Consider the following 19,146-nt stretch of genomic DNA (forward strand, 5'->3'; position numbering starts at 1 on the left):
GCCTACTCGTACGGGTTGGGCACGCGGCCGTCGGTGGCCGCGGTCAGCTGCGGCAGCGTCGCGAACGTCACCGCGGGAAGCCGCACGTCGGAGCCGTCCTTGAGGTGCGCCGACGCCCACGCGCTGCGGTCGAACCGCAGGCCGTCGACGTCCTCCCACGACACCGTCCGGCTGCCGACCAGTGAGCGGGCCGTGACGGTTTCGCGATCGGCGGTCGTGCGGTAGCGGGCGATCGCCAGCGACGCCGCGACGGGCAGGATCAGCAGCACGGTGAACCACGTGGGGTTGGCGAGCACCAGGGCCAGCAGTCCGAGGGTGAAGATGGCGACCGCGAAGTGGGCCATCGGCGAGATCCGGATGACGACCGGCGCCGTGGATGCGGAAGCAGAGGAAGAACTCACGACGCCATCCTCCCAGTCACCCGCGCGCCGGTGACCGTCGGCCCGAGCTCGGTGATGTCGGAATTTGACCTTTGAGCAGTAAGGAGGCTACCGTCGCTGGTTATGAAGACCGTCTCGATTCTCGTAGTACTTGGTTCGCGCGTTGGAGCGTAACCCGACTGAGTAACCAGTCAGAGCCTACGAGCCGACGCGCAACCCTCGTGCAGCATCCGCTGACGGGGGTTTTTTGTTGCCCGAGAACCCATATCACCCATAAGAGGACGTAGAGGACATCGTGAGCGCACCGACCACGCGACCACCGGAGCCGGGCACCCGAGCCAACGGCTCGCCGGCAGTCGCAAGCCCGACCGCAACGCAGCCGAGAAAGGTTGCCCCGCAACAGATGACGGGCGCCCAGGCCGTCATCCGCTCGCTCGAGGAACTCGACGTTGACGTCATCTTCGGCATCCCCGGCGGCGCCGTGCTGCCGGTCTACGATCCGCTGTTCGACTCGGTCAAGCTCCGGCACGTGCTGGTGCGTCACGAGCAGGGCGCCGGACACGCCGCCAGCGGGTACGCCCACGCCACCGGCAAGGTCGGCGTGATGATGGCCACCTCCGGTCCCGGCGCCACCAATCTGGTGACGCCACTGGCCGACGCGCAGATGGACTCGATCCCCGTCGTCGCCATCACCGGGCAGGTCGGTCGCTCCCTCATCGGCACCGACGCCTTCCAGGAAGCCGACATCTCGGGCATCACGATGCCGATCACCAAGCACAACTTCCTGGTTCGCAACGGCGACGACATCGCCCAGCTGATCGCCGAGGCGTTCCACATCGCCAGGTCGGGCCGCCCCGGTGCCGTCCTGGTGGACATCCCCAAGGACGTGCTGCAGGCGCAGTGCACGTTCAGCTGGCCGCCGAAGATCGACCTGCCCGGGTACAAGCCCAACACCAGGCCCCACAGCAGGCAGGTCCGCGAGGCGGCCAAGCTCATCGCGGCGGCCAGCAAGCCGGTGCTGTACGTCGGCGGCGGCGTGATCCGCGGCGAGGCCACCGACGAGCTCCTGGAGCTCGCCAACCTGACCGGCATCCCCGTGGTCACCACGCTGATGGCCCGCGGCGCGTTCCCCGACAGCCATCCGCAGAACCTCGGCATGCCGGGCATGCACGGCACCGTGGCGGCCGTCGGGGCCCTGCAGAAGAGCGACCTGCTGATCGCACTGGGCACCCGCTTCGACGACCGCGTGACCGGCAAGCTGGACTCGTTCGCGCCCGATGCGAAGGTGATCCACGCCGACATCGACCCCGCGGAGATCGGCAAGAACCGCAACGCCGACGTCCCGATCGTGGGTGACGTGAAGAACGTGATCGCCGACCTGCTCGACGCGCTGCGGCGCGACGGCACGGACAAGGCGACGCTCGACCTCGACGAGTGGTGGGGATACCTGAACGGCGTGCAGGCGACCTTCCCGTTGAGTTACGGGCCGCAGAGCGACGGCAGCATGAGCCCCGAGTTCGTCATCGAGTCGCTAGGCCGGATCGCCGGTCCGGACGCGGTGTACGTGGCAGGCGTTGGGCAGCACCAGATGTGGGCCGCGCAGTTCATCTCCTACGAGAACCCCAAGACGTGGCTCAACTCCGGTGGTCTCGGCACCATGGGCTACGCCGTGCCCGCCGCGATGGGTGCGAAGTTCGCACGTCCGGAGGCCGAGGTGTGGGCCATCGACGGTGACGGCTGCTTCCAGATGACCAACCAGGAGTTGGCGACCTGTGCCGTCGAGGGCGCACCCATCAAGGTCGCACTGATCAACAACGGCAACCTGGGCATGGTGCGGCAGTGGCAGACGCTGTTCTACGAAGAGCGCTACAGCCAGACCAACCTGTCCACGCACAGCCATCGCATCCCCGACTTCGTCAAGCTGGCCGAGGCGCTGGGCTGCGTCGGATTGCGTTGTGAGCGAGCCGAAGACGTCGAGGACGTCATCAACCAGGCTCGGGCGATCAACGACCGTCCGGTGGTGATCGACTTCATCGTCGGCGCCGACGCCCAGGTGTGGCCGATGGTGGCCGCGGGCATGAGCAACGACCAGATCGAGGCCGCCCGGGGGATCCGGCCGCTGTTCGACGATCAGGGCAACGAGGGACACGCCTGATGAGCATCAAGACCCACACGCTGTCGGTGCTCGTCGAGGACAAGCCGGGCGTGCTCGCGCGCGTCGCGTCGTTGTTCTCGCGGCGTGGCTTCAACATTCAGTCGCTCGCCGTGGGTGCCACCGAGCAGAAGAACCTGTCCCGGATGACGATCGTCGTGTCGGTGGAGGACTTCCCGCTCGAGCAGATCACCAAGCAGCTCAACAAGCTGATCAACGTGATCAAGATCGTCGAGCAGGACGAGGACAACTCGGTCTCTCGCGAGCTGGCGCTGATCAAGGTTCGTGCCGACGCCACCACCCGGGGGCAGATCATCGAGGCGGTGAACCTGTTCCGCGCCAAGGTGGTCGACGTCTCCGCCGAGTCGCTGGTGGTCGAGGCGACCGGTACGCCTGGCAAGCTGACGGCGCTGCTGAACCTCCTCGAGCCCTACGGCATCAGGGAGATCGCACAGTCCGGCATGGTGACGCTCTCGCGCGGTCCGCGCGGCATCGTCACCACCAAGTAACGCAGTTTCGACGAAAAACGAACGAAGATAAGGAAATCAAGTGGCAGTTGAGATGTTCTACGACGACGACGCAGACCTGTCGGTCATCCAGGGACGCAAGGTCGGCGTCATCGGGTACGGCAGCCAGGGGCATGCGCACTCGCTGTCGCTGCGTGACTCCGGCGTCGAGGTGAAGGTCGGCCTCAAGGAGGGCTCCAAGTCCCGCGAGAAGGTCACCGAGCAGGGCCTCGAAGTCGACACGCCCGCCGAGGTCGCCAAGTGGGCCGACGTCATCATGTTGCTGGCGCCGGACACCGCGCAGGCGGAGATCTTCTCCAACGACATCGAGCCGAACCTGGTGGCGGGCAACGCCCTGTTCTTCGGCCACGGCCTGAACATCCACTTCAACCTGATCGAGCCGGCCGACGACATCACCGTCGGCATGGTCGCGCCGAAGGGGCCGGGTCACCTGGTCCGCCGTCAGTTCGTCGACGGCAAGGGCGTGCCCTGCCTGATCGCGGTCGACCAGGACCCCACCGGTGAGGGCCAGGCACTGGCACTGTCTTACGCCAAGGCCATCGGCGGCGCCCGCGCCGGCGTCATCAAGACGACGTTCAAGGAGGAGACCGAGACCGACCTCTTCGGCGAGCAGGCCGTACTGTGCGGCGGCACCGAGGAATTGGTGAAGGTCGGCTTCGAGGTCATGGTCGAGGCGGGCTACGCCCCCGAGATGGCCTACTTCGAGGTGCTGCACGAGCTCAAGCTCATCGTCGACCTGATGTACGAGGGCGGCATCGCCCGGATGAACTACTCGGTGTCCGACACCGCGGAGTTCGGCGGCTACCTGTCCGGTCCGCGCGTCATCGACGCCGACACCAAGGAGCGCATGCGCGCCATCCTCAAGGACATCCAGGACGGCACCTTCGTCCGGGAGCTCGTCGCGAACGTCGAGGGCGGCAACAAGCGCCTGGAGAAGCTTCGCAAGGAGAACGCCGAGCACCCCATCGAGGTCACCGGCAAGAAGCTGCGCGACTTGATGAGCTGGGTCGACCGGCCGATCACCGAGACGGCTTAGCACCACGCGATTTCGGCGCGCTCGACCGCGATCACCGCGGTTGGGCGCGCCGAAGTCATGCCGGGGCCAGGTTCGGCAGCGTCGTAAGCCCGAATTCGCGGCGCAGCAGGGTGCGGGCCGCGTAGTACCCGGCCATGCCGTGCACGCCGGTACCCGGCGGCGTGGCCGACGAGCAGAGGTACGCCTTCGGGATCGGCGTGGTCCACGGGTCGAGACGCAGCGTCGGCCCGATCAGCGCGCCGAACAGGGTCGCGCCGCCCACGATGATGTCGCCACCGACGTAATTGGCGTTGTGATCGGCCATCTGGGCGGCGGGCACGCAGCGTGCCGCCACCACCAAGTCCCGGAAACCTGGCGCGGCCCGCTCGAACATGTCGGTGATCGTCTCGACGAGATTGGCCGTGGAGCCCGACGGGACGTGGGCGTAGGTCCACAGCGGCCGGCGTCCGTGCGCGTCTATCCGGGACGGATCCGACACGTGCGGCAGGGCCGCCAGCGTCATCGGCCACGAGGCGTGGCGACCCGCGTTGACCTCGCGTTCGGCCTGGGCCATCTGCGCCCGGCTGCCGCCCATGTGCACAGTCGACGCCCGCCCGAGGCGCTCGTCGAGCCACGGAATCTCACCCGACAGAACGAAGTCGACCTTGCAGACGCCTGGCCCGAAACGGTAGCGGCGCAAGGCCTTTGCATACCTGGGCGGGACGGCGTCACCGTAGACGTCCAACAGGGCCGTCGGCGCGGTGTCGTAGACGACCACACCGGGCGGGGGAGTGGTCACCGGCTCCCCGACCACCACCTCCCCACCGTGCGCGAGCAGGTCGGCGATGAGCGCGTCGGCGATCGTCTGGGTGCCCCCGACGGGCACGGGCCACCCCGCGGTGTGCGCCACGGTCCCGAGCATCAACCCGGCCCCGCTGTTGACCGGGGATGGCATCGTCGAGATGGCATGGGCGCCAACGCCAGTGAACAACGCCCGCGCGTCCTCGCCGCGGAGCACCCCCCACGCCGGGCTGCCCTGGGCCAGCACCCTCAGGCCCGTGCGCACCGTCGTCGCCAGGTCCGGCGGCAGCGAGCGCTTGTCGCCGAGAAAGAAACCGAGCACGCCGTCGACGTGGTCGACCAACGGGCCGAAGAGGCGCCGCCACGAACCTCCGTCGTCGAGCTCGGCGCACGTCCGGTCCAACGAGCGGTAGGCCACCGCCGCGGACCGGCCCGGCAGCGGGTTGGCGTAGGAGATCTCCGGCGCCGTCAGCCGAACGCCGCGCGCGGCCAGGTCGAACTCGGCGAAGAACGGTGACGCCACCCCGAGCGGGTGCACCGCCGAGCAGACGTCGTGACTGACGCCGGGGTACTCCGGGTCGGGCATGGTCCGCGCGCCGCCGCCAGCGGTGGGCTGCGCCTCGATCACCCGCACGCGCAAGCCGGCCCTGGCGCAGATGACGGCCGCGCTCAGCCCGTTGGGTCCACTACCGACGACCGTGACGTCCATCTAGTTATTACAGCCCACTACTCTGTTCGCGTGAGCCTGCCCGTTGTTTTGATCGCCGACAAACTCGCCGAATCGACAGTTGCCGCCCTGGGGGACCAGGTCGAGGTGCGCTGGGTCGACGGCCCCGACCGGGAGAAGCTGCTGGCCGCAGTCCCGGAAGCCGACGCCCTGCTGGTGCGCTCGGCGACGACGGTGGACGCCGAGGTCCTCGCCGCGGCACCCAAGTTGAAGATCGTCGCCCGCGCCGGCGTCGGCCTCGACAACGTCGACGTGGACGCCGCCACCGCACGTGGCGTACTGGTCGTCAACGCGCCGACGTCGAACATCCACAGCGCCGCCGAGCACGCACTGGCGCTGATGCTGGCCGCGGCCCGCCAGATCCCCGCGGCCGATGCGACTCTGCGCGAGCACACCTGGAAGCGGTCGAAGTTCTCCGGCGTGGAGATCTTCGGCAAGACGGTCGGCGTGGTCGGGCTCGGGCGCATCGGGCAGCTCGTCGCGCAGCGGCTGGCCGCGTTCGGCGCCCACATCACCGCGTACGACCCCTATGTCTCGCAGGCCCGCGCCGCGCAGCTCGGCATCGAGCTGCTGTCGCTCGACGAGCTCCTCGGGCGCGCCGACTTCATCTCGGTGCATCTGCCCAAGACCAAGGAGACGGCCGGCCTCATCGGCACCGACGCCCTGGCCAAGACCAAGCCGGGTGTCATCATCGTCAACGCCGCCCGCGGCGGACTGGTTGACGAGCAGGCCCTGGCCGACGCGATCACGAGCGGCCACGTCCGCGGCGCCGGACTGGACGTCTTCTCGACCGAACCGTGCACCGACAGCCCGCTGTTCGAGCTGCCCGAGGTCGTCGTCACCCCGCACCTCGGTGCGTCGACGGCCGAGGCGCAGGACCGCGCGGGCACCGACGTCGCGGCGAGCGTGCGGCTGGCGCTGGCGGGGGAGTTCGTGCCCGACGCCGTCAACGTCGGCGGCGGTGTGGTCGGCGAGGAGGTCGCCCCGTGGCTGGACCTGGTGCGCAAGCTGGGTCTGCTGGTGGGTGCGCTGTCCGCGGAGTTGCCCACCAACCTGTCCGTTCAGGTCCGTGGCGAGCTGGCGTCCGAAGAGGTCGACGTCCTGAAGCTCTCGGCGTTGCGGGGACTGTTCTCCGCCGTCATCGAGGACCAGGTGACGTTCGTCAACGCCCCGTCACTGGCTGCCGAGCGCGGGGTGGAGGCCGCGATCACCACGGCGCCGGAGAGCCCCAACCACCGCAGCGTCGTCGACGTGCGGGCCGTGGCCGCCGACGGGTCGACGGTCAACGTGGCGGGCACCCTCTCGGGTCCGCAGCAGGTGCAGAAGATCGTCCAGATCAACGAGCGGAACCTCGACCTGCGCGCCGAGGGCGTGAACCTCATCGTCAACTACAGCGACGTACCGGGGGCGCTGGGCACGATCGGTACGAGGCTGGGCGGCGCCGGGGTCAACATCCTCGCCGCCCAACTCAGTCAGGACGCCGACGGTGACGGCGCCACGATCATGCTGCGGCTGGACCGCCAGGTCCCCGACGACGTGTTGACCGCGCTCGGCGCCGACGTCAGCGCCACGACCCTGGAATTGGTGGACCTGTCATGAGACTGGCCGTCATCGCCGGAGACGGCATCGGACCCGAGGTCGTCGACGAGGCGCTCAAGGTGCTCGACGTCGTCACCCCGGGAGTCGAGAAGACCACCTACGACGTCGGCGCCCGGCGCTACCACGCCACCGGCGAGGTCATGCCCGACGGTCTGGTCGACGAACTGCGTACCCACGACGCAATCCTGTTGGGCGCCATCGGCGATCCATCGGTGCCCAGCGGCGTGCTCGAGCGCGGACTGTTGCTGCGGATGCGGTTCGAGCTCGACCACCACGTCAACCTCCGCCCGTCGAAGCTCCATGCCGGGGTCACCAGCCCGTTGGGTGAGGTGGACCTCGACTTCGTGGTCGTCCGCGAGGGCACCGAAGGCCCGTACACCGGCAACGGCGGTGCGATCCGCGTCGGCACGCCGCACGAGGTGGCGACCGAGGTCAGCCTCAACACCGCGTTCGGCGTCGAGCGCGTGGTACGCGACGCCTTCGCGCGGGCGGCCACTCGCCGCAAGCACCTGACGCTGGTGCACAAGACCAACGTGTTGGCGTTCGCGGGCAAGCTGTGGTCGCGTGTCGTCGACGAAGTGGGCCAAGAGTTTCCCGACGTCGAGGTCGCCTACCAGCACGTCGACGCCGCCACGATCCACATGGTCACCGACCCGGGACGCTTCGACGTGATCGTCACCGACAACCTGTTCGGCGACATCATCACCGACCTCGCGGCAGCGGTGTCCGGCGGCATCGGGCTGGCCGCCAGTGGCAACATCGACGCGACGCGGACCAACCCGTCGATGTTCGAGCCGGTGCACGGCAGCGCGCCCGACATCGCGGGCAAGGGCGTCGCCGACCCGACCGCGGCGGTCATGTCGGTCGCCCTTCTGTTGGCGCACGTGGGTGAGGACGCCGCGGCAGCGCGGGTCGACGCGGCGGTGGCCAAGCACCTCGCCACGCTCGACGGCGCGAAGCTCTCGACGTCGGAGACCGGCGACCGCATCGTGGGTCTGCTCTGACCTGATCGCCTGATACTCAGGCTGATCCAAAGGGTGGAGACCGGCCGATCGTGCTCCTAGCGTCGAGGTGTCAGACGCAAGGAGTATCGATTGACCACGAAAACCGTTCGTGCGGCCAGAGATTCGGCGCTTCACCCGCTTGACGACCCCGTTCGGTCGTCGTTGCGCGGTGCACACGCGCGGTTCGCGGTCTGGTCCGGACGCATCGCCAGGTACGACTCGGAGGTCGCCGGATTCGTCGGCCATCCGCCCCGGCTGGACGCGGGAGACTGGGCGGATCTGGCCGAGTTGGCCGGCCCGGCGGCGGAGGTGTCGTTGCGCGGGGCCCACGTGCCGCCCGCCGGCTGGGACCTCCTCGGGCAACTGGGGTCGGTGCAGCTCGACGGGTCGGACCTCGAGGTGGCTCCCGACCCGGACGTCGTCGTCCTGGGATCCGACGACGTGCCGCAGATGCTGGACCTGGTCGCGCGCACCGAACCCGGTCCGTTCCGGGTGCGGACGATCGAGATGGGAACCTATCTTGGGTTCGTCGACGACGGCAGGTTGGTCGCGTTGGCCGGTGAACGCATGCATCCCGACGGATGGACCGAGATCAGCGCGGTGTGCACCGATCCGCGATTTCGCAGGCGAGGTCTGAGCACCCGCCTGGTCCGTGCGGTGGGATACGGAATTCGCGCGCGGGGCGCGATTCCGTTCTTGCATGCGAGAGCCGACAACGTCTCGGCCATCCGGCTCTACGAGTCGTTGGGGTTCACGCTTCGGCAGCGCTCGGTGCTGACCCGGCTCCGCACTCCCGGGGGCGGTGAGCGGTGACCGCGGTGGCGCCCAACGCTTCCGGCGCGGCCGTCGACGACGATCCGGGGATCGACGCCGACGCCCTGACCGTGGCCCGCACCTGGCACCCGTGGCGGTGGGTGATCGGCGCGGCGACACTCGTGGTGCTCGCCCAGTTCGTCCACGGTCTGGCCACCAACCCCGGGTGGGACTGGGGCACCTTCGCCCAGTACTTCACTGCCAAGTCGGTGATGGCCGCACTCTGGCTGACGATCCAGTTGACGTTCTGGGGCACTCTAATCGGCTTCGCCCTCGGCATTGCCATCGCCGCCGCCCGGCTGTCGCACAACCCGGTGCTGCAAGTGATTTCGTGGTGCTACGTCTGGGCGTTTCGCTCCATCCCGTTGATTGTGCAGCTGCTGTTCTGGTTCAACATCGCCTACCTGTACCGGACGCTGAGCGTCGGCGTCCCGTTCGGACCCGCCGTCTTCACCTTCGACGTGAACGGCGTCATCAGCGGCCCGATGGCGGCGATCATCGGTCTCGCGTTGCATCAGGCCGCGTACTCGGCGGAGATCGTCCGCGCCGGGATCATCTCCGTCGACCAGGGCCAGCTCGAAGCGTCTGCGGCGCTGGGCATTCCCAAGCGCCGAGAGTTCTTCAAGATCGTCTTGCCGCAGGCGATGCGAGGGATCCTGCCGAACGCGGCCAACGAGGTGATCTCGTTGTTCAAGGGGACGTCGATCGTCTCGGTGATGGCGATCGCGGAACTCTTCTATCAGGTTCAGGTCATCTACGGCCGCAGCGGACGAGTGGTGCCGCTGCTCATGGTGGCCACCGTCTGGTACATCGTCCTCACCTCGTTGCTGTCGATCGTGCAGTTCTACGTCGAGCGTCACTATGCGAGGGGCGCTCTGCGGACGGTCCCGCTCACCCCCATTCAGGCACTCCGCAGAAGGCTTGAGGCACTTCCCCTTTCGCCGCGGGGGGCGACCCGATGACCGGCTTCGCGGTCGAGGTGCGGGGAGTGCGCAAGTCCTACGGGGCGCTCGAGGTCCTCAAGGGCGTCGACCTGACGGTGCGCCCCGGTGAGGTCACGGCGATCCTCGGGCCGTCGGGTTCGGGGAAGTCGACGCTGTTGCGGGTGCTGAACCACCTCGAGAAGGTGGACGCGGGGCTGGTCAGGGTCGACGGCGAGCTGGTCGGCTACCGGCTCAAGGGCCGCACGTTGCACGAGCTCAAACCTCGCGAGATTCTGCGGCAGCGCAGCCAGATCGGCTTCGTGTTCCAGAACTTCAACCTCTTCCCGCACCTGACCGTGCTGGAGAACGTGATGGAGGCGCCGGTGTCGGCACAGGGCCGGCGCCGTGACGAGGTCCGGGCGCAGGCCCTCGAACTGCTCGAGCGCGTCGGGGTCGGCGACAAGGCCGACGACTATCCCCGTCGGCTGTCCGGCGGCCAACAGCAGCGCGTCGCGATCGCCCGCGCACTCGCGCTGCGCCCCAAGGTGATCCTCTTCGACGAGCCCACGTCGGCACTCGATCCCGAACTGGTCGGGGAGGTGCTCGAGGTCATCCGCCAACTTGCCCGCGACGGCGCGACGCTCGTCATCGTCACCCACGAGGTGGGCTTCGCCAGGGAAGTCGCAGACACCGTCGTCTTCATGGACGGCGGCGTCATCGTCGAACAGGGCTCGCCCGAGGCGGTGTTCGACCGACCGGCGCACGCCAGAACCCGCGAATTCCTGTCCCACGTCCTCTGATCGTCGACGTCGAACCTCCGAAAGAGCCCTCCCGTGAGAACACTTCGTACTGTCATGGCCCTCCTTGCCGCGTCGACCGCCGTCGCGCTGGTCACGTCGTGCAGCGAGCCCACCGTCGGTGACACCGTCACCGCGGACAACGGTCAGACGTTCGACCTGACCCCCGAACAAAAGGGGCGGATCGTGACCGAGAAGGTGGACTCGATCGCCGCGCTGGTTCCGGCACCGATCCGTGACCGCGGCGTCCTTCGGGTCACCGCCAACGTCGGATCGACGCCGCCGCTGGACTTCTACGCCAGTGACAACGCCACCATCGTCGGCAGCGAGGTGGACGTCGCACACCTGGTCGGCGACGTCCTCGGATTGAAGGTGGAGAACACCAACGCCGACTGGGCGCAGAACTTCGTGCGGATCGACTCGGGAGAGGCCGATGCGTTCATCTCCAACGTGACGGTCACCGAGGAGCGCAAGGAGAAGTACGACTTCTCGACTTACCGGTTGGACAACCTGGCCCTGGAGGCGCCCGCCGACTCGACGTGGACCTACCACGACCGAAAGGACATCGCCGGCAAGCGGATCGGTGTCACCTCCGGTACCAACCAGGAACAGCTGCTGGTCGACTGGAATGCGCAGAACGCCGCCGACGGGCTGAAGCCGGCGGAGATCGTCTACTACCAGAACAACGCCGACTACTACCTCGCGTTGGCCTCCAAGCGAATCGACGGCTATCTGGGTCCGAACCCCTCGGCGGTGTACCACTCGGCCAGCGCGAAGGAGACGAAGATCCTGGCCACGTACTCCGGTGGCGGGGACGCGCTGCAGGGCGAGATCGCCGTTCTGACCAAGAAGGACAACGGGTTGATCCAGGCGGTCAACCAGGCGCTCAACCACGTGATCCAGAACGGCACGTATCGCAAGGCCCTCGATCGCTGGGGTCTCGGCGGCGAGGCGGTTCCGCAGTCGGAGATCAATCCGCCGGGGCTGCCCAAGAAGTCGTGACGACGACTGGGTGCCGGCTCACCGAGGGGGCGAGGTAGGTTCGGCGTCATGGGCACGTCGAGGCTGCGGTCGGCGGTGACGCTCACCCATCAATGCTGGCTGTTCGTCATCGGATCGGCGTTCTTCGCGGCGGCCACGGCCCCCGGCGTGGCCGCGGTGGCCGGCCCTGGTGCGGCCAACGCGCTGTGCTTCGTCGGCTCCTGGTTCTTCACCAGTGCGGCATGGATTCAGCTGGTGTTGTCTCAGCCCGAGGACAGTACCGAATGGCGTTCCGCCGCGGTCCAATTCGGCGGCACCGTCCTGTTCAACGTCAGCACCGGGGCGGCGGTGTGGGCGCACGAGGTGATGGCCGAGCGGCGCCTGGTGTGGGCGCCGGACGCGACGGGATCGCTGGCCTTCCTGGTCAGCGCCGTACTGGGCATCGTCGCCGTGACGGCCAGCGTGGGCCCCTGGCGGCCGGCATCCCGCGACTGGCAAGCCGGCTGGGTCAACATGGTCGGCTGCGTCGCCTTCGCGGCAAGTGCGGTCGGGGCGTTCGTCTACCGGACGGGCAGCGTCGCCGACGAGGCCCTCGCCAACCTCGGCACGTTTCTCGGGGCGCTGTGCTTCTTGGCCGCCGCGCTGCTGGTCCTGCCGCGGGCCGCGGCCGTCACGGCGTCGGGGTGAGGAAGCCGCCACGGTCGACGGCGACGGCGCCGTCCTTGATCACCAGCAGGATGTTCTCGGGCTTGCCAAGGGATTCGACGTCGGCCAGCGGGTCACCACGGACCACCACCACGTCGGCGATCTTTCCCGCCTCGACGGTGCCGAGCACGTCCGCCAGCCCGCATAGTTCCGCCGACGTCCGCGTTCCCGCCACGATCGCCTCCATCGGCGTGAGGCCACCGAACCGCACCAGCAGACCGAGTTCTTGAAGGTTGGTGCCGTGGTCGGGGCTCAGCCCGGCATCGGTGCCGACCGCGATCTTGACGCCCGCGGCAGCCGACGCCGCCACCGCCTCGTGGGCGATCCGATGCCAGCGCACGCTCTTCTCGCGCGCCACGGGCGACACGGTGACGTCCGACATCGTCTCCAGGAGCGTGGGTACCAGGAATATCCCCTGATCCACCATTCGCCTTCGCAAGGTGTCGTCGAGCTGGTATCCGTGTTCGATGCTCGTCACGCCCGCCTCCACGGCGGCCTCGATCCCGGCGTATCCGATGGCATGGGCGGCGACGGGCTTGTTCCCGTAGGCCTTCGCCTCGGCGACCACGGCGGCGATCATCTCCGTGCGCATGCCAAGCCATTCGGGTTGATCGCTGGGGGAGGCGATGCCGCCACTGGAGGCGATCTTGAGGACGTCGGCGCCGGCGGCGACGAGTTCCCGAGTGCGACGGCGCGCTTCGTCGACGCTGTCGACCAGCGAGCCACCCACCAGCGGGGTCAGGTCGACGCCGGAGGGCAGGTGAAAGTCGGCGTGTCCGGACGTCTGGCTCATCATGTCGATCGCGACGAGCAGCCGCGGACCCGCGACCAGTCCGTCGGCAACGGCTTGGCGCACCCCGGCGTCGACGCCCATGAGGTCCCGCGCGGTCGTGACGCCGTTGTGCAGCGTGACCCGCAGGCGTTCGACGAGCTGAAAGTAGTGGTAGGACAACGGATGCAGGATGCGATCCAGGGGTAGCCCACCCGCGCCGGGCAGCCCGAGGTGGACGTGGCAGTCGAAGAAGCCGGGGCAGATCGTGTTGCCGGCCAGGTCGACTGGCGTCGGCGGGTCGGCGGACGGCCCGGTGGGAGGTCCGCCTCGGGGCCGGCCCAGGCGATCTTGCCGTCGTCGACCAGGACTACGGCCGACGGAATCGGAGCGCTCCCGGTGCCGTCGACGAGGGTGGCGTTGCGAAGGAGTAGCGATGACATCGGGTTCGACTTCACCAGTCGGTCCGGATCTTGGCAAGGGATCCCGTCACTCGGCGGGTGACCGCCGAGCTCGCAGCGGATCGGCGTCCACGGGCACCAGTGGCAGCGCCACCAGTGGGAACAACGCGCACACCGCGAACGCCAACGGGTAACCGGCCACCGTGATCAGCGCGCCGAACACGGGCGGCACGATGCCTGCGGTCAGTAGTTGGCTGGTGTTCTGCGTGCCCAGGGCCCGGCCACTCCAGAACGGACCCGCGAGTTCGGCGATCGCGGTGAACGCCAAGCCGTTGTCGGACACGGTGATGACCGACGCCGCGACCATCACCGCGATGGACAGCGGAGAGTGGATCAGGTCCGTCGCGGCGAGGAGGGCCATCGCAACGGCCGCGCCGATGGCGATGGTGCGGATGGGATGTAATCGCGAACCCGCCTTGTCCGACCACCGGCCGGCGGCGATTCTGCCCGCTGCGCCGAGGATTTGGGCGAAGGTGACCATCGCACCCGCCGAGGCCGCCGACCATCCACGGTCGGTCATCAGCCACACCAGGGTGAACGTCCACACCACGCACTGCGGTGCGACGAGCAGCACCGAGACGGCGTGGATGCGCCACAGCGTGGACGACCCGCGGTAGGGGTTGACCAGATCCTCGGCGGGCGCCTCCGCCCGGGGCGGACGGGGTGGGTCGACGACGCCGACCGCGCTCACCACGGCCGCCGCGGCGCACGCGATCGCGGGGAACGTCAGCGCCGCGGACACCCCACTGCCCTGGGCGAGTTGAGGAATCACCAACGCGCCCAACCCGACTCCCAGGGGCTGTGCCGTCTGGCGGATGCCCATCACCAGGCCGCGCTGGTGGGGCGGAAACCACCCGACGACCAGGCGCCCGCTGGCCGAGTTGCTGCTCGCGGCCGCCATGCCACCGAGGAACAGGAAGACGCCGACCGCCACCAGCGAGTCGACGGAGGCTGCGGCGAAGGCCGCGGCGGCGGTCAGCGCCGACCCGACCGTCAACACGACGCGCTCGCCGAACCTGTCGACCAGGTAACCCCAGGCGATCAGCGTGACGACCATCCCGAAGCTGGGGAGCGCGGAGACCAGGCCCGCCTCGGCCAGGTCGAGACCGCGCTCGACGTGCAGGGTCGGGATGAGGAACGCCACCCCGTTGATGAAGACGTTGGCGCACAGGGTCGTGGCGAGCGCGATGACCAACATCGACCAGCGGCGTGCGGTCCCGACGACGGGTTCGGACATGACTCCATCGTGGCACGGTAATCCCACCATGCCGAATGGTCATCTCAAGATGTGGAATTGGAGAACGAAAATGCCCCTCCTCCGCCGGTTGGCGGAGGAGGGGCATCTGGTGTCGTGCGAGGTCAGCTCGCGCTGGACGAACCCGAACCCGAAGAGCCCGAGCTGGATCCGGCCGAGCTGGATCCCGCGGAGCTCGACCCCGTCGAGCCCGAGCTCGAGGAGCCCGCCGACGTGTCCTTCTTCGAGTCGGCGGCCTTGCTGGCGCTGCTGCCGGTCGACGACGTCGTGCCCGAGGTCGCCGAGCTCGACGACGCGGTGCCCTTGGACGAGGGCTCCTTGTCGTCCGACGACGTCGTGCTCGACGGCTTGGTGCTCGTCGAGCCACTTGCCGTCGAGCCACTTGCCGTCGAGCTGCTGGTCGACGATGCGGCCGAGGGCTCGGAGTCCGATCCGCCGTCGGTCTTGGTGGTGCTGGTGGCGGATTCCGTCGTCGATTCCGTCGCGGTGCTAGACGTTGGCGGTGTGGACGTTGCGACCGGTTCGGTGCTTGCCGGTTCGGTGGCTGCCACCGGGGCGGTCGTGGCCTCGGTCACCGGCTCGGCCGCATTGGCCTCCGTTGCGGCGGACGACGCCTTGGCCGCCACCTCGCCGGTGGCAGCACCGGTCGAGCCCACCTCAGAGGGCGCTGCCGCCAGGCTGACCAGGTTCGACGCCGTCGGCAAGGCCGACACCGCAGCCGCCGCAGCGGGTGCCGGCGCACCTAGCGCCTGGGCGATGATGTCGCGCGCATTCAGCAGGTTGGCGATCAACCCGCCATCCGCCAACGGGCTGAACACCCCGGGTATGAACTGGGGCGGGTACCCGTTGAGGAAGGCGTTGGTCACGATGGCGGGGATGTTGACCAGAGCGCTGAGCGCCCCCGCCACGTCACCCGCCCGGGCCGCGTCGATGACGGCCTGGCCGGCGTCGCCGAACGAGTAGATGGCACCGGCGATCGGAGAAATCGCGGCAAGCCCCACGGGCAACAGCACATTCGGGATGGCGGCGACGACGTTCGCGAAGTTCTGGGCGGTGTCGGTGACGATCGACGTCGCACCGATCAGGCTGATCGCGGGAGCCAGAATGAGGCCGATGCCAGCCTGGAAGAGGGTGCCCACCGCCGCGCTGAACTGACCGGCGGCGAGCTGCTGAGCCGCCAGCAGCGTGGCCGACGGAAGTGCGGTGAGTCCGGCCACCAGGCCACCTGCCGCACCCCCGAGGGCCGTCGACAGAGTGGCGGCGTTCGCCAACTGGTTCGTCAGGATCTGCTGCAGGATGGGCGCCGGATCACTCTGAAACTGCTGTCCCAGGGCGGCCACGTTGGTGAACGTGTTCTGGACCACGGTGACCCATTCGGCGATCGGGTTCGCCAGTGCCGCAAGCTCGACCGCGGCCGAGGACGCATGGATCGCTGGCAGGTGGATCTCTGGTGGCGGCACCGCGAGCGGCGCGGCGATCAGGGCGGTGGCGCCCACCATCGCGACGCCGGCCGTCAGGTATGACCGAAACGCTACTTGCACTGGCATTTTTCTCCCTTTGTCGAACGGACCCCCGTGGCGGAGACGGTAGCTGAACTTACCAGCGGGTAAGGACTAAATGGGTCAACCAATTTTTGGGTGCAATGGGCCGCACGTGATCGTCCCGTGATGTGCGAGTGATCTTGGATAGTTGCTGCTGGAGACTCTAAGACGTGCCCAAAGGTGCCATTGAATTCGACGAAATGCGAGGCGATGGCCCATCCATTTAGGCGGCACCTTACCGCGCGGTAATGAAGCGAAGTTTGCTGTAACTGTCGCGGTCGACAATTTTGCGCGTCGCCGAGCCGGGCGAATCTGGCGAAGATTTCTTCGTCCGAGGGCGTCGGTGAGATCCCCTCCGACGATGTCGGCGGCGGCAGCCGGTGTCCTAGGGTGGGAAAAATGCGCCTCGGTCGAATTGCCAGTCCAGATGGGGTCGCCTTCGTGAGCATCGAAGGCGACGTCGCGAACGGTGCCCTCGAGGCACGAGCCCGCGAAATCGCCGAACATCCGTTCGGCACTCCGACGTTCACCGGTCGGTCCTGGCCGCTCGCCGACGTGCGACTGCTCGCACCGATTTTGGCGAGCAAGGTCGTGTGCATGGGCAAGAACTACGCCGCCCACGCCGCCGAGATGGGTGGCGTGGCACCGGAGGACCCGGTGATCTTCCTCAAGCCGAACACCGCGATCATCGGGCCGAACGTGCCCATCCAGCTCCCCGCGGACGCCCACCCCGTGCATCACGAAGGCGAGTTGGCCGCCGTCATCGGCAAGCCGTGCAAGGACGTTCCCGCGTCGAAGGCCGCCGAGAACATCCTCGGGTACACCATCGCCAACGACGTCTCCGCGCGCGATCAGCAGAAGAAGGACGGACAGTGGATGCGTGCCAAGGGGCATGACACCTTCTGCCCGGTCGGTCCGTGGATCGACACCGACGTCAACCCGTTCGACCTGGATCTGCGCACCGAGGTCAACGGCGAGCTACGGCAACACAGCCGAACCTCGCTGATGATCCACGACATCGGCGCCATCATCGAGTGGGTCTCGGCGGTGATGACCCTGCTGCCGGGTGACCTGATCCTGACCGGGACGCCGGAGGGCGTCGGTCCCATCGAGGACGGCGACACCGTGAGCATCACCGTCGAGGGAATCGGAACGCTCACCAATCCCGTTGTGCGCAAGGGTAAGTCATGACCTCCACCGGAGCTGGCGTGCGGGTCCGATTCTGCCCATCGCCGACGGGAACCCCTCACGTGGGCCTGGTGCGGACGGCGCTCTTCAACTGGGCGTACGCGCGCCACACCGGTGGCGCCTTCGTGTTCCGCATCGAGGACACCGACGCCGCCCGGGACAGCGCGGAGAGTTATGCCGCCATTCTGGATGCGCTGCGCTGGTTGGGTCTCGACTGGGACGAGGGGCCCGAGATCGGCGGTCCGTACGAGCCGTACCGGCAATCGCAGCGCGGCGAGATCTACCGCGACGTCGTCGCCAAACTCCTCGAAGCGGGCGAGGTGTACGAGGCCTACTCCACCGCCGAGGAGGTCGAGGCCCGGCACGTCGCCGCCGGCCGTAATCCGAAGCTGGGCTACGACAACCACGACCGCACCCTGACCGACGCCGACCGTGCCCGGTTCGCCGCCGAGGGACGCGCGCCCGTCCTCCGGCTCCGCATGCCCGACGAGGACATCACGTGGAACGACCTCGTGCGCGGCCCGACGACGTTCGCCGCCGGCATCGTGCCCGACTTCGCGATCACCCGCGGCAACGGGGATCCGCTGTACACGTTGGTCAATCCGGTCGACGACGCCCTGATGAAGATCACCCACGTCCTTCGCGGCGAGGACATCCTGCCGTCGACCCCCCGCCAGATTGCGCTCTACCAGGCACTGATCCGGATCGGCGTCGCCGACCGCGTGCCCGAGTTCGCCCATCTGCCAAGCGTTCTGGGTGAGGGGAACAAGAAGCTCTCCAAGCGTGATCCGCAGTCCAACCTCTTCCTGCATCGCGACCGTGGCTTCATCCCCGAGGGGCTGCTGAACTATCTGGCGCTGCTGGGGTGGGGGATCGCCGACGACCACGACCTCTTCAGCCTCGACGAGATGGTGGCCGCCTTCGACGTGGCGAACGTCAACTCCAATCCGGCCCGCTTCGACCAGAAGAAGGCCGACGCGATCAACGCCGAGCACATCAGGATGCTCGACGTCGCGGACTTCACCGCGCGGCTGCGGGACTACTTCGTGGCGCACGGTCACGACACCGGCTTGGACGACGCCGGTTTCGCCGAGGCCGCCGCCCTCGTGCAGACGCGCATCGTGGTGCTCGGCGACGCGTGGGGGCTGCTCGAGTTCTTCGACGAGGGGTCCTACGCGCTCGACGAGAAGTCCGCGGCCAAGGAGTTGCGCGCCGACGCCGTACCCGTGCTGGACGCAGCCCTGGGAGCGCTGCAGGAGGTGGCCGACTGGACCACTGCCGCCATCGAGGCGGCGCTGAAGGCCGCGCTGCTGGACGGCCTCGAGCTCAAGCCGCGCAAGGCGTTCGGCCCCATTCGGGTGGCGGTCACCGGCTCCTCGGTCAGCCCGCCGCTGTTCGAGTCGATGGAACTGCTGGGCCGCGAGCGCAGCTTGGCCCGGCTGCGGGGTGGACGTGACCACGCGTCGGCCCAGGCGTGAAATCGGGCGCCGAAATCTTTGGTAGTGTGC

At 68.3% G+C, this 19,146-nt stretch carries 16 protein-coding genes and 1 pseudogene; 12 read left to right on the plus strand and 5 right to left on the minus strand.

The annotated features are described in order from the left end of the window. Window positions 1–2 precede the first annotated feature (2 nt). Window positions 3–344, minus strand: coding sequence for a PH domain-containing protein (locus tag H7J06_RS06700; RefSeq protein ID WP_264038077.1), 342 nt, complete (start codon window positions 342–344; stop codon window positions 3–5). 331 nt (window positions 345–675) lie between these two features. Here H7J06_RS06700 and H7J06_RS06705 point away from each other — a divergent pair, with 331 nt between their 5' ends. The 3 genes from H7J06_RS06705 to ilvC are packed head-to-tail and all read left to right on the plus strand — an operon-like array spanning window position 676 to window position 4,095. Next, complete coding sequence (locus tag H7J06_RS06705) at window positions 676–2,535, plus strand: acetolactate synthase large subunit (protein ID WP_264037908.1); 1,860 nt, start codon at window positions 676–678, stop codon at window positions 2,533–2,535. Beyond that, window positions 2,535–3,041: an acetolactate synthase small subunit gene (gene ilvN / locus H7J06_RS06710; RefSeq protein ID WP_264037909.1), complete on the plus strand. Its 507-nt coding sequence runs from the start codon at window positions 2,535–2,537 to the stop codon at window positions 3,039–3,041. The genes H7J06_RS06705 and ilvN overlap by 1 nt, the downstream gene beginning before the upstream one ends. Window positions 3,042–3,093: 52 nt before the next feature. Further along, window positions 3,094–4,095: a ketol-acid reductoisomerase gene (ilvC, locus tag H7J06_RS06715; protein ID WP_264038079.1), complete on the plus strand. Its 1,002-nt coding sequence runs from the start codon at window positions 3,094–3,096 to the stop codon at window positions 4,093–4,095. Between the two features lie 55 nt (window positions 4,096–4,150). On the opposite strand, the gene H7J06_RS06720 is transcribed toward ilvC, so the two are convergent. Continuing rightward, on the minus strand, window positions 4,151–5,584 hold the full coding sequence (locus H7J06_RS06720; protein WP_264037910.1) for a phytoene desaturase family protein: 1,434 nt from the start codon (window positions 5,582–5,584) through the stop codon (window positions 4,151–4,153). 30 nt (window positions 5,585–5,614) lie between these two features. Here H7J06_RS06720 and serA point away from each other — a divergent pair, with 30 nt between their 5' ends. From serA to H7J06_RS06755, 7 genes are all read left to right on the plus strand, one after another. After that, window positions 5,615–7,201: a phosphoglycerate dehydrogenase gene (gene serA / locus H7J06_RS06725; protein WP_264037911.1), complete on the plus strand. Its 1,587-nt coding sequence runs from the start codon at window positions 5,615–5,617 to the stop codon at window positions 7,199–7,201. Continuing rightward, window positions 7,198–8,205: a 3-isopropylmalate dehydrogenase gene (locus H7J06_RS06730; RefSeq protein WP_264037912.1), complete on the plus strand. Its 1,008-nt coding sequence runs from the start codon at window positions 7,198–7,200 to the stop codon at window positions 8,203–8,205. Before serA ends, H7J06_RS06730 begins: the two co-directional genes overlap by 4 nt. A 90-nt stretch (window positions 8,206–8,295) precedes the next feature. Further along, window positions 8,296–9,018 carry a GNAT family N-acetyltransferase gene (locus H7J06_RS06735; protein WP_264037914.1) on the plus strand — a complete coding sequence of 241 codons (723 nt, stop codon included), beginning with the start codon at window positions 8,296–8,298 and terminating at the stop codon, window positions 9,016–9,018. A 5-nt stretch (window positions 9,019–9,023) separates the two neighbouring features. Further along, window positions 9,024–9,980 carry an amino acid ABC transporter permease gene (locus H7J06_RS06740; protein ID WP_372515250.1) on the plus strand — a complete coding sequence of 319 codons (957 nt, stop codon included), beginning with the start codon at window positions 9,024–9,026 and terminating at the stop codon, window positions 9,978–9,980. After that, a complete protein-coding gene (locus tag H7J06_RS06745) occupies window positions 9,977–10,741 on the plus strand; it encodes an amino acid ABC transporter ATP-binding protein (protein ID WP_264037915.1) in 765 nt (254 codons plus the stop codon). The genes H7J06_RS06740 and H7J06_RS06745 overlap by 4 nt, the downstream gene beginning before the upstream one ends. Before the next feature lie 54 nt (window positions 10,742–10,795). After that, window positions 10,796–11,740: an ABC transporter substrate-binding protein gene (locus tag H7J06_RS06750; protein ID WP_264037916.1), complete on the plus strand. Its 945-nt coding sequence runs from the start codon at window positions 10,796–10,798 to the stop codon at window positions 11,738–11,740. A gap of 48 nt (window positions 11,741–11,788) precedes the next feature. Continuing rightward, entirely contained in the window at window positions 11,789–12,406 is a 618-nt protein-coding gene (locus H7J06_RS06755) for a hypothetical protein (protein ID WP_264037917.1), read from the plus strand. Here the strand turns inward: H7J06_RS06755 and H7J06_RS06760 are convergent. The 3 genes and pseudogenes from H7J06_RS06760 to H7J06_RS06770 all read right to left on the minus strand — a co-directional run bounded on the left by H7J06_RS06760 (window position 12,390) and on the right by H7J06_RS06770 (window position 16,456). Then, window positions 12,390–13,636, minus strand: a pseudogene (locus H7J06_RS06760) (amidohydrolase family protein). The gene H7J06_RS06755 and the pseudogene H7J06_RS06760 sit on opposite strands and share 17 nt — an antisense overlap. A gap of 46 nt (window positions 13,637–13,682) precedes the next feature. Continuing rightward, window positions 13,683–14,891: an MFS transporter gene (locus tag H7J06_RS06765; RefSeq protein WP_264037919.1), complete on the minus strand. Its 1,209-nt coding sequence runs from the start codon at window positions 14,889–14,891 to the stop codon at window positions 13,683–13,685. Window positions 14,892–15,013: 122 nt separating this feature from the next. Next, complete coding sequence (locus H7J06_RS06770; protein ID WP_264037920.1) at window positions 15,014–16,456, minus strand: hypothetical protein; 1,443 nt, start codon at window positions 16,454–16,456, stop codon at window positions 15,014–15,016. 393 nt (window positions 16,457–16,849) lie between these two features. On the opposite strand from H7J06_RS06770, the gene H7J06_RS06775 reads away from it, so the two are divergent. Together H7J06_RS06775 and gltX are read left to right on the plus strand one after the other, a co-directional pair. Beyond that, a complete protein-coding gene (locus H7J06_RS06775; RefSeq protein WP_264037921.1) occupies window positions 16,850–17,641 on the plus strand; it encodes a fumarylacetoacetate hydrolase family protein in 792 nt (263 codons plus the stop codon). Then, a complete protein-coding gene (gltX, locus tag H7J06_RS06780) occupies window positions 17,638–19,116 on the plus strand; it encodes a glutamate--tRNA ligase (RefSeq protein WP_264037923.1) in 1,479 nt (492 codons plus the stop codon). Before H7J06_RS06775 ends, gltX begins: the two co-directional genes overlap by 4 nt. Window positions 19,117–19,146: the final 30 nt, after the last annotated feature.

It is taken from the genome of Mycolicibacterium hodleri (genome assembly GCF_025822245.1).
Lineage (GTDB): Bacteria > Actinomycetota > Actinomycetes > Mycobacteriales > Mycobacteriaceae > Mycobacterium > Mycobacterium hodleri.

Coding starts and splice junctions, on each gene's coding strand:
- ilvC (WP_264038079.1), top strand. CDS start 3,094: ATGTTCTACGACGACGACGCAGACCTGTCGGTCATCCAGGGACGCAAG.
- ilvN (WP_264037909.1), top strand. CDS start 2,535: ATGAGCATCAAGACCCACACGCTGTCGGTGCTCGTCGAGGACAAGCCG.
- H7J06_RS06770 (WP_264037920.1), bottom strand. CDS start 16,456: ATGCCAGTGCAAGTAGCGTTTCGGTCATACCTGACGGCCGGCGTCGCG.
- H7J06_RS06750 (WP_264037916.1), top strand. CDS start 10,796: ATGGCCCTCCTTGCCGCGTCGACCGCCGTCGCGCTGGTCACGTCGTGC.
- H7J06_RS06700 (WP_264038077.1), bottom strand. CDS start 344: ATGGCCCACTTCGCGGTCGCCATCTTCACCCTCGGACTGCTGGCCCTG.
- H7J06_RS06775 (WP_264037921.1), top strand. CDS start 16,850: ATGCGCCTCGGTCGAATTGCCAGTCCAGATGGGGTCGCCTTCGTGAGC.
- gltX (WP_264037923.1), top strand. CDS start 17,638: ATGACCTCCACCGGAGCTGGCGTGCGGGTCCGATTCTGCCCATCGCCG.
- H7J06_RS06755 (WP_264037917.1), top strand. CDS start 11,789: ATGGGCACGTCGAGGCTGCGGTCGGCGGTGACGCTCACCCATCAATGC.
- H7J06_RS06730 (WP_264037912.1), top strand. CDS start 7,198: ATGAGACTGGCCGTCATCGCCGGAGACGGCATCGGACCCGAGGTCGTC.
- H7J06_RS06745 (WP_264037915.1), top strand. CDS start 9,977: ATGACCGGCTTCGCGGTCGAGGTGCGGGGAGTGCGCAAGTCCTACGGG.
- H7J06_RS06765 (WP_264037919.1), bottom strand. CDS start 14,891: ATGTCCGAACCCGTCGTCGGGACCGCACGCCGCTGGTCGATGTTGGTC.
- H7J06_RS06720 (WP_264037910.1), bottom strand. CDS start 5,584: ATGGACGTCACGGTCGTCGGTAGTGGACCCAACGGGCTGAGCGCGGCC.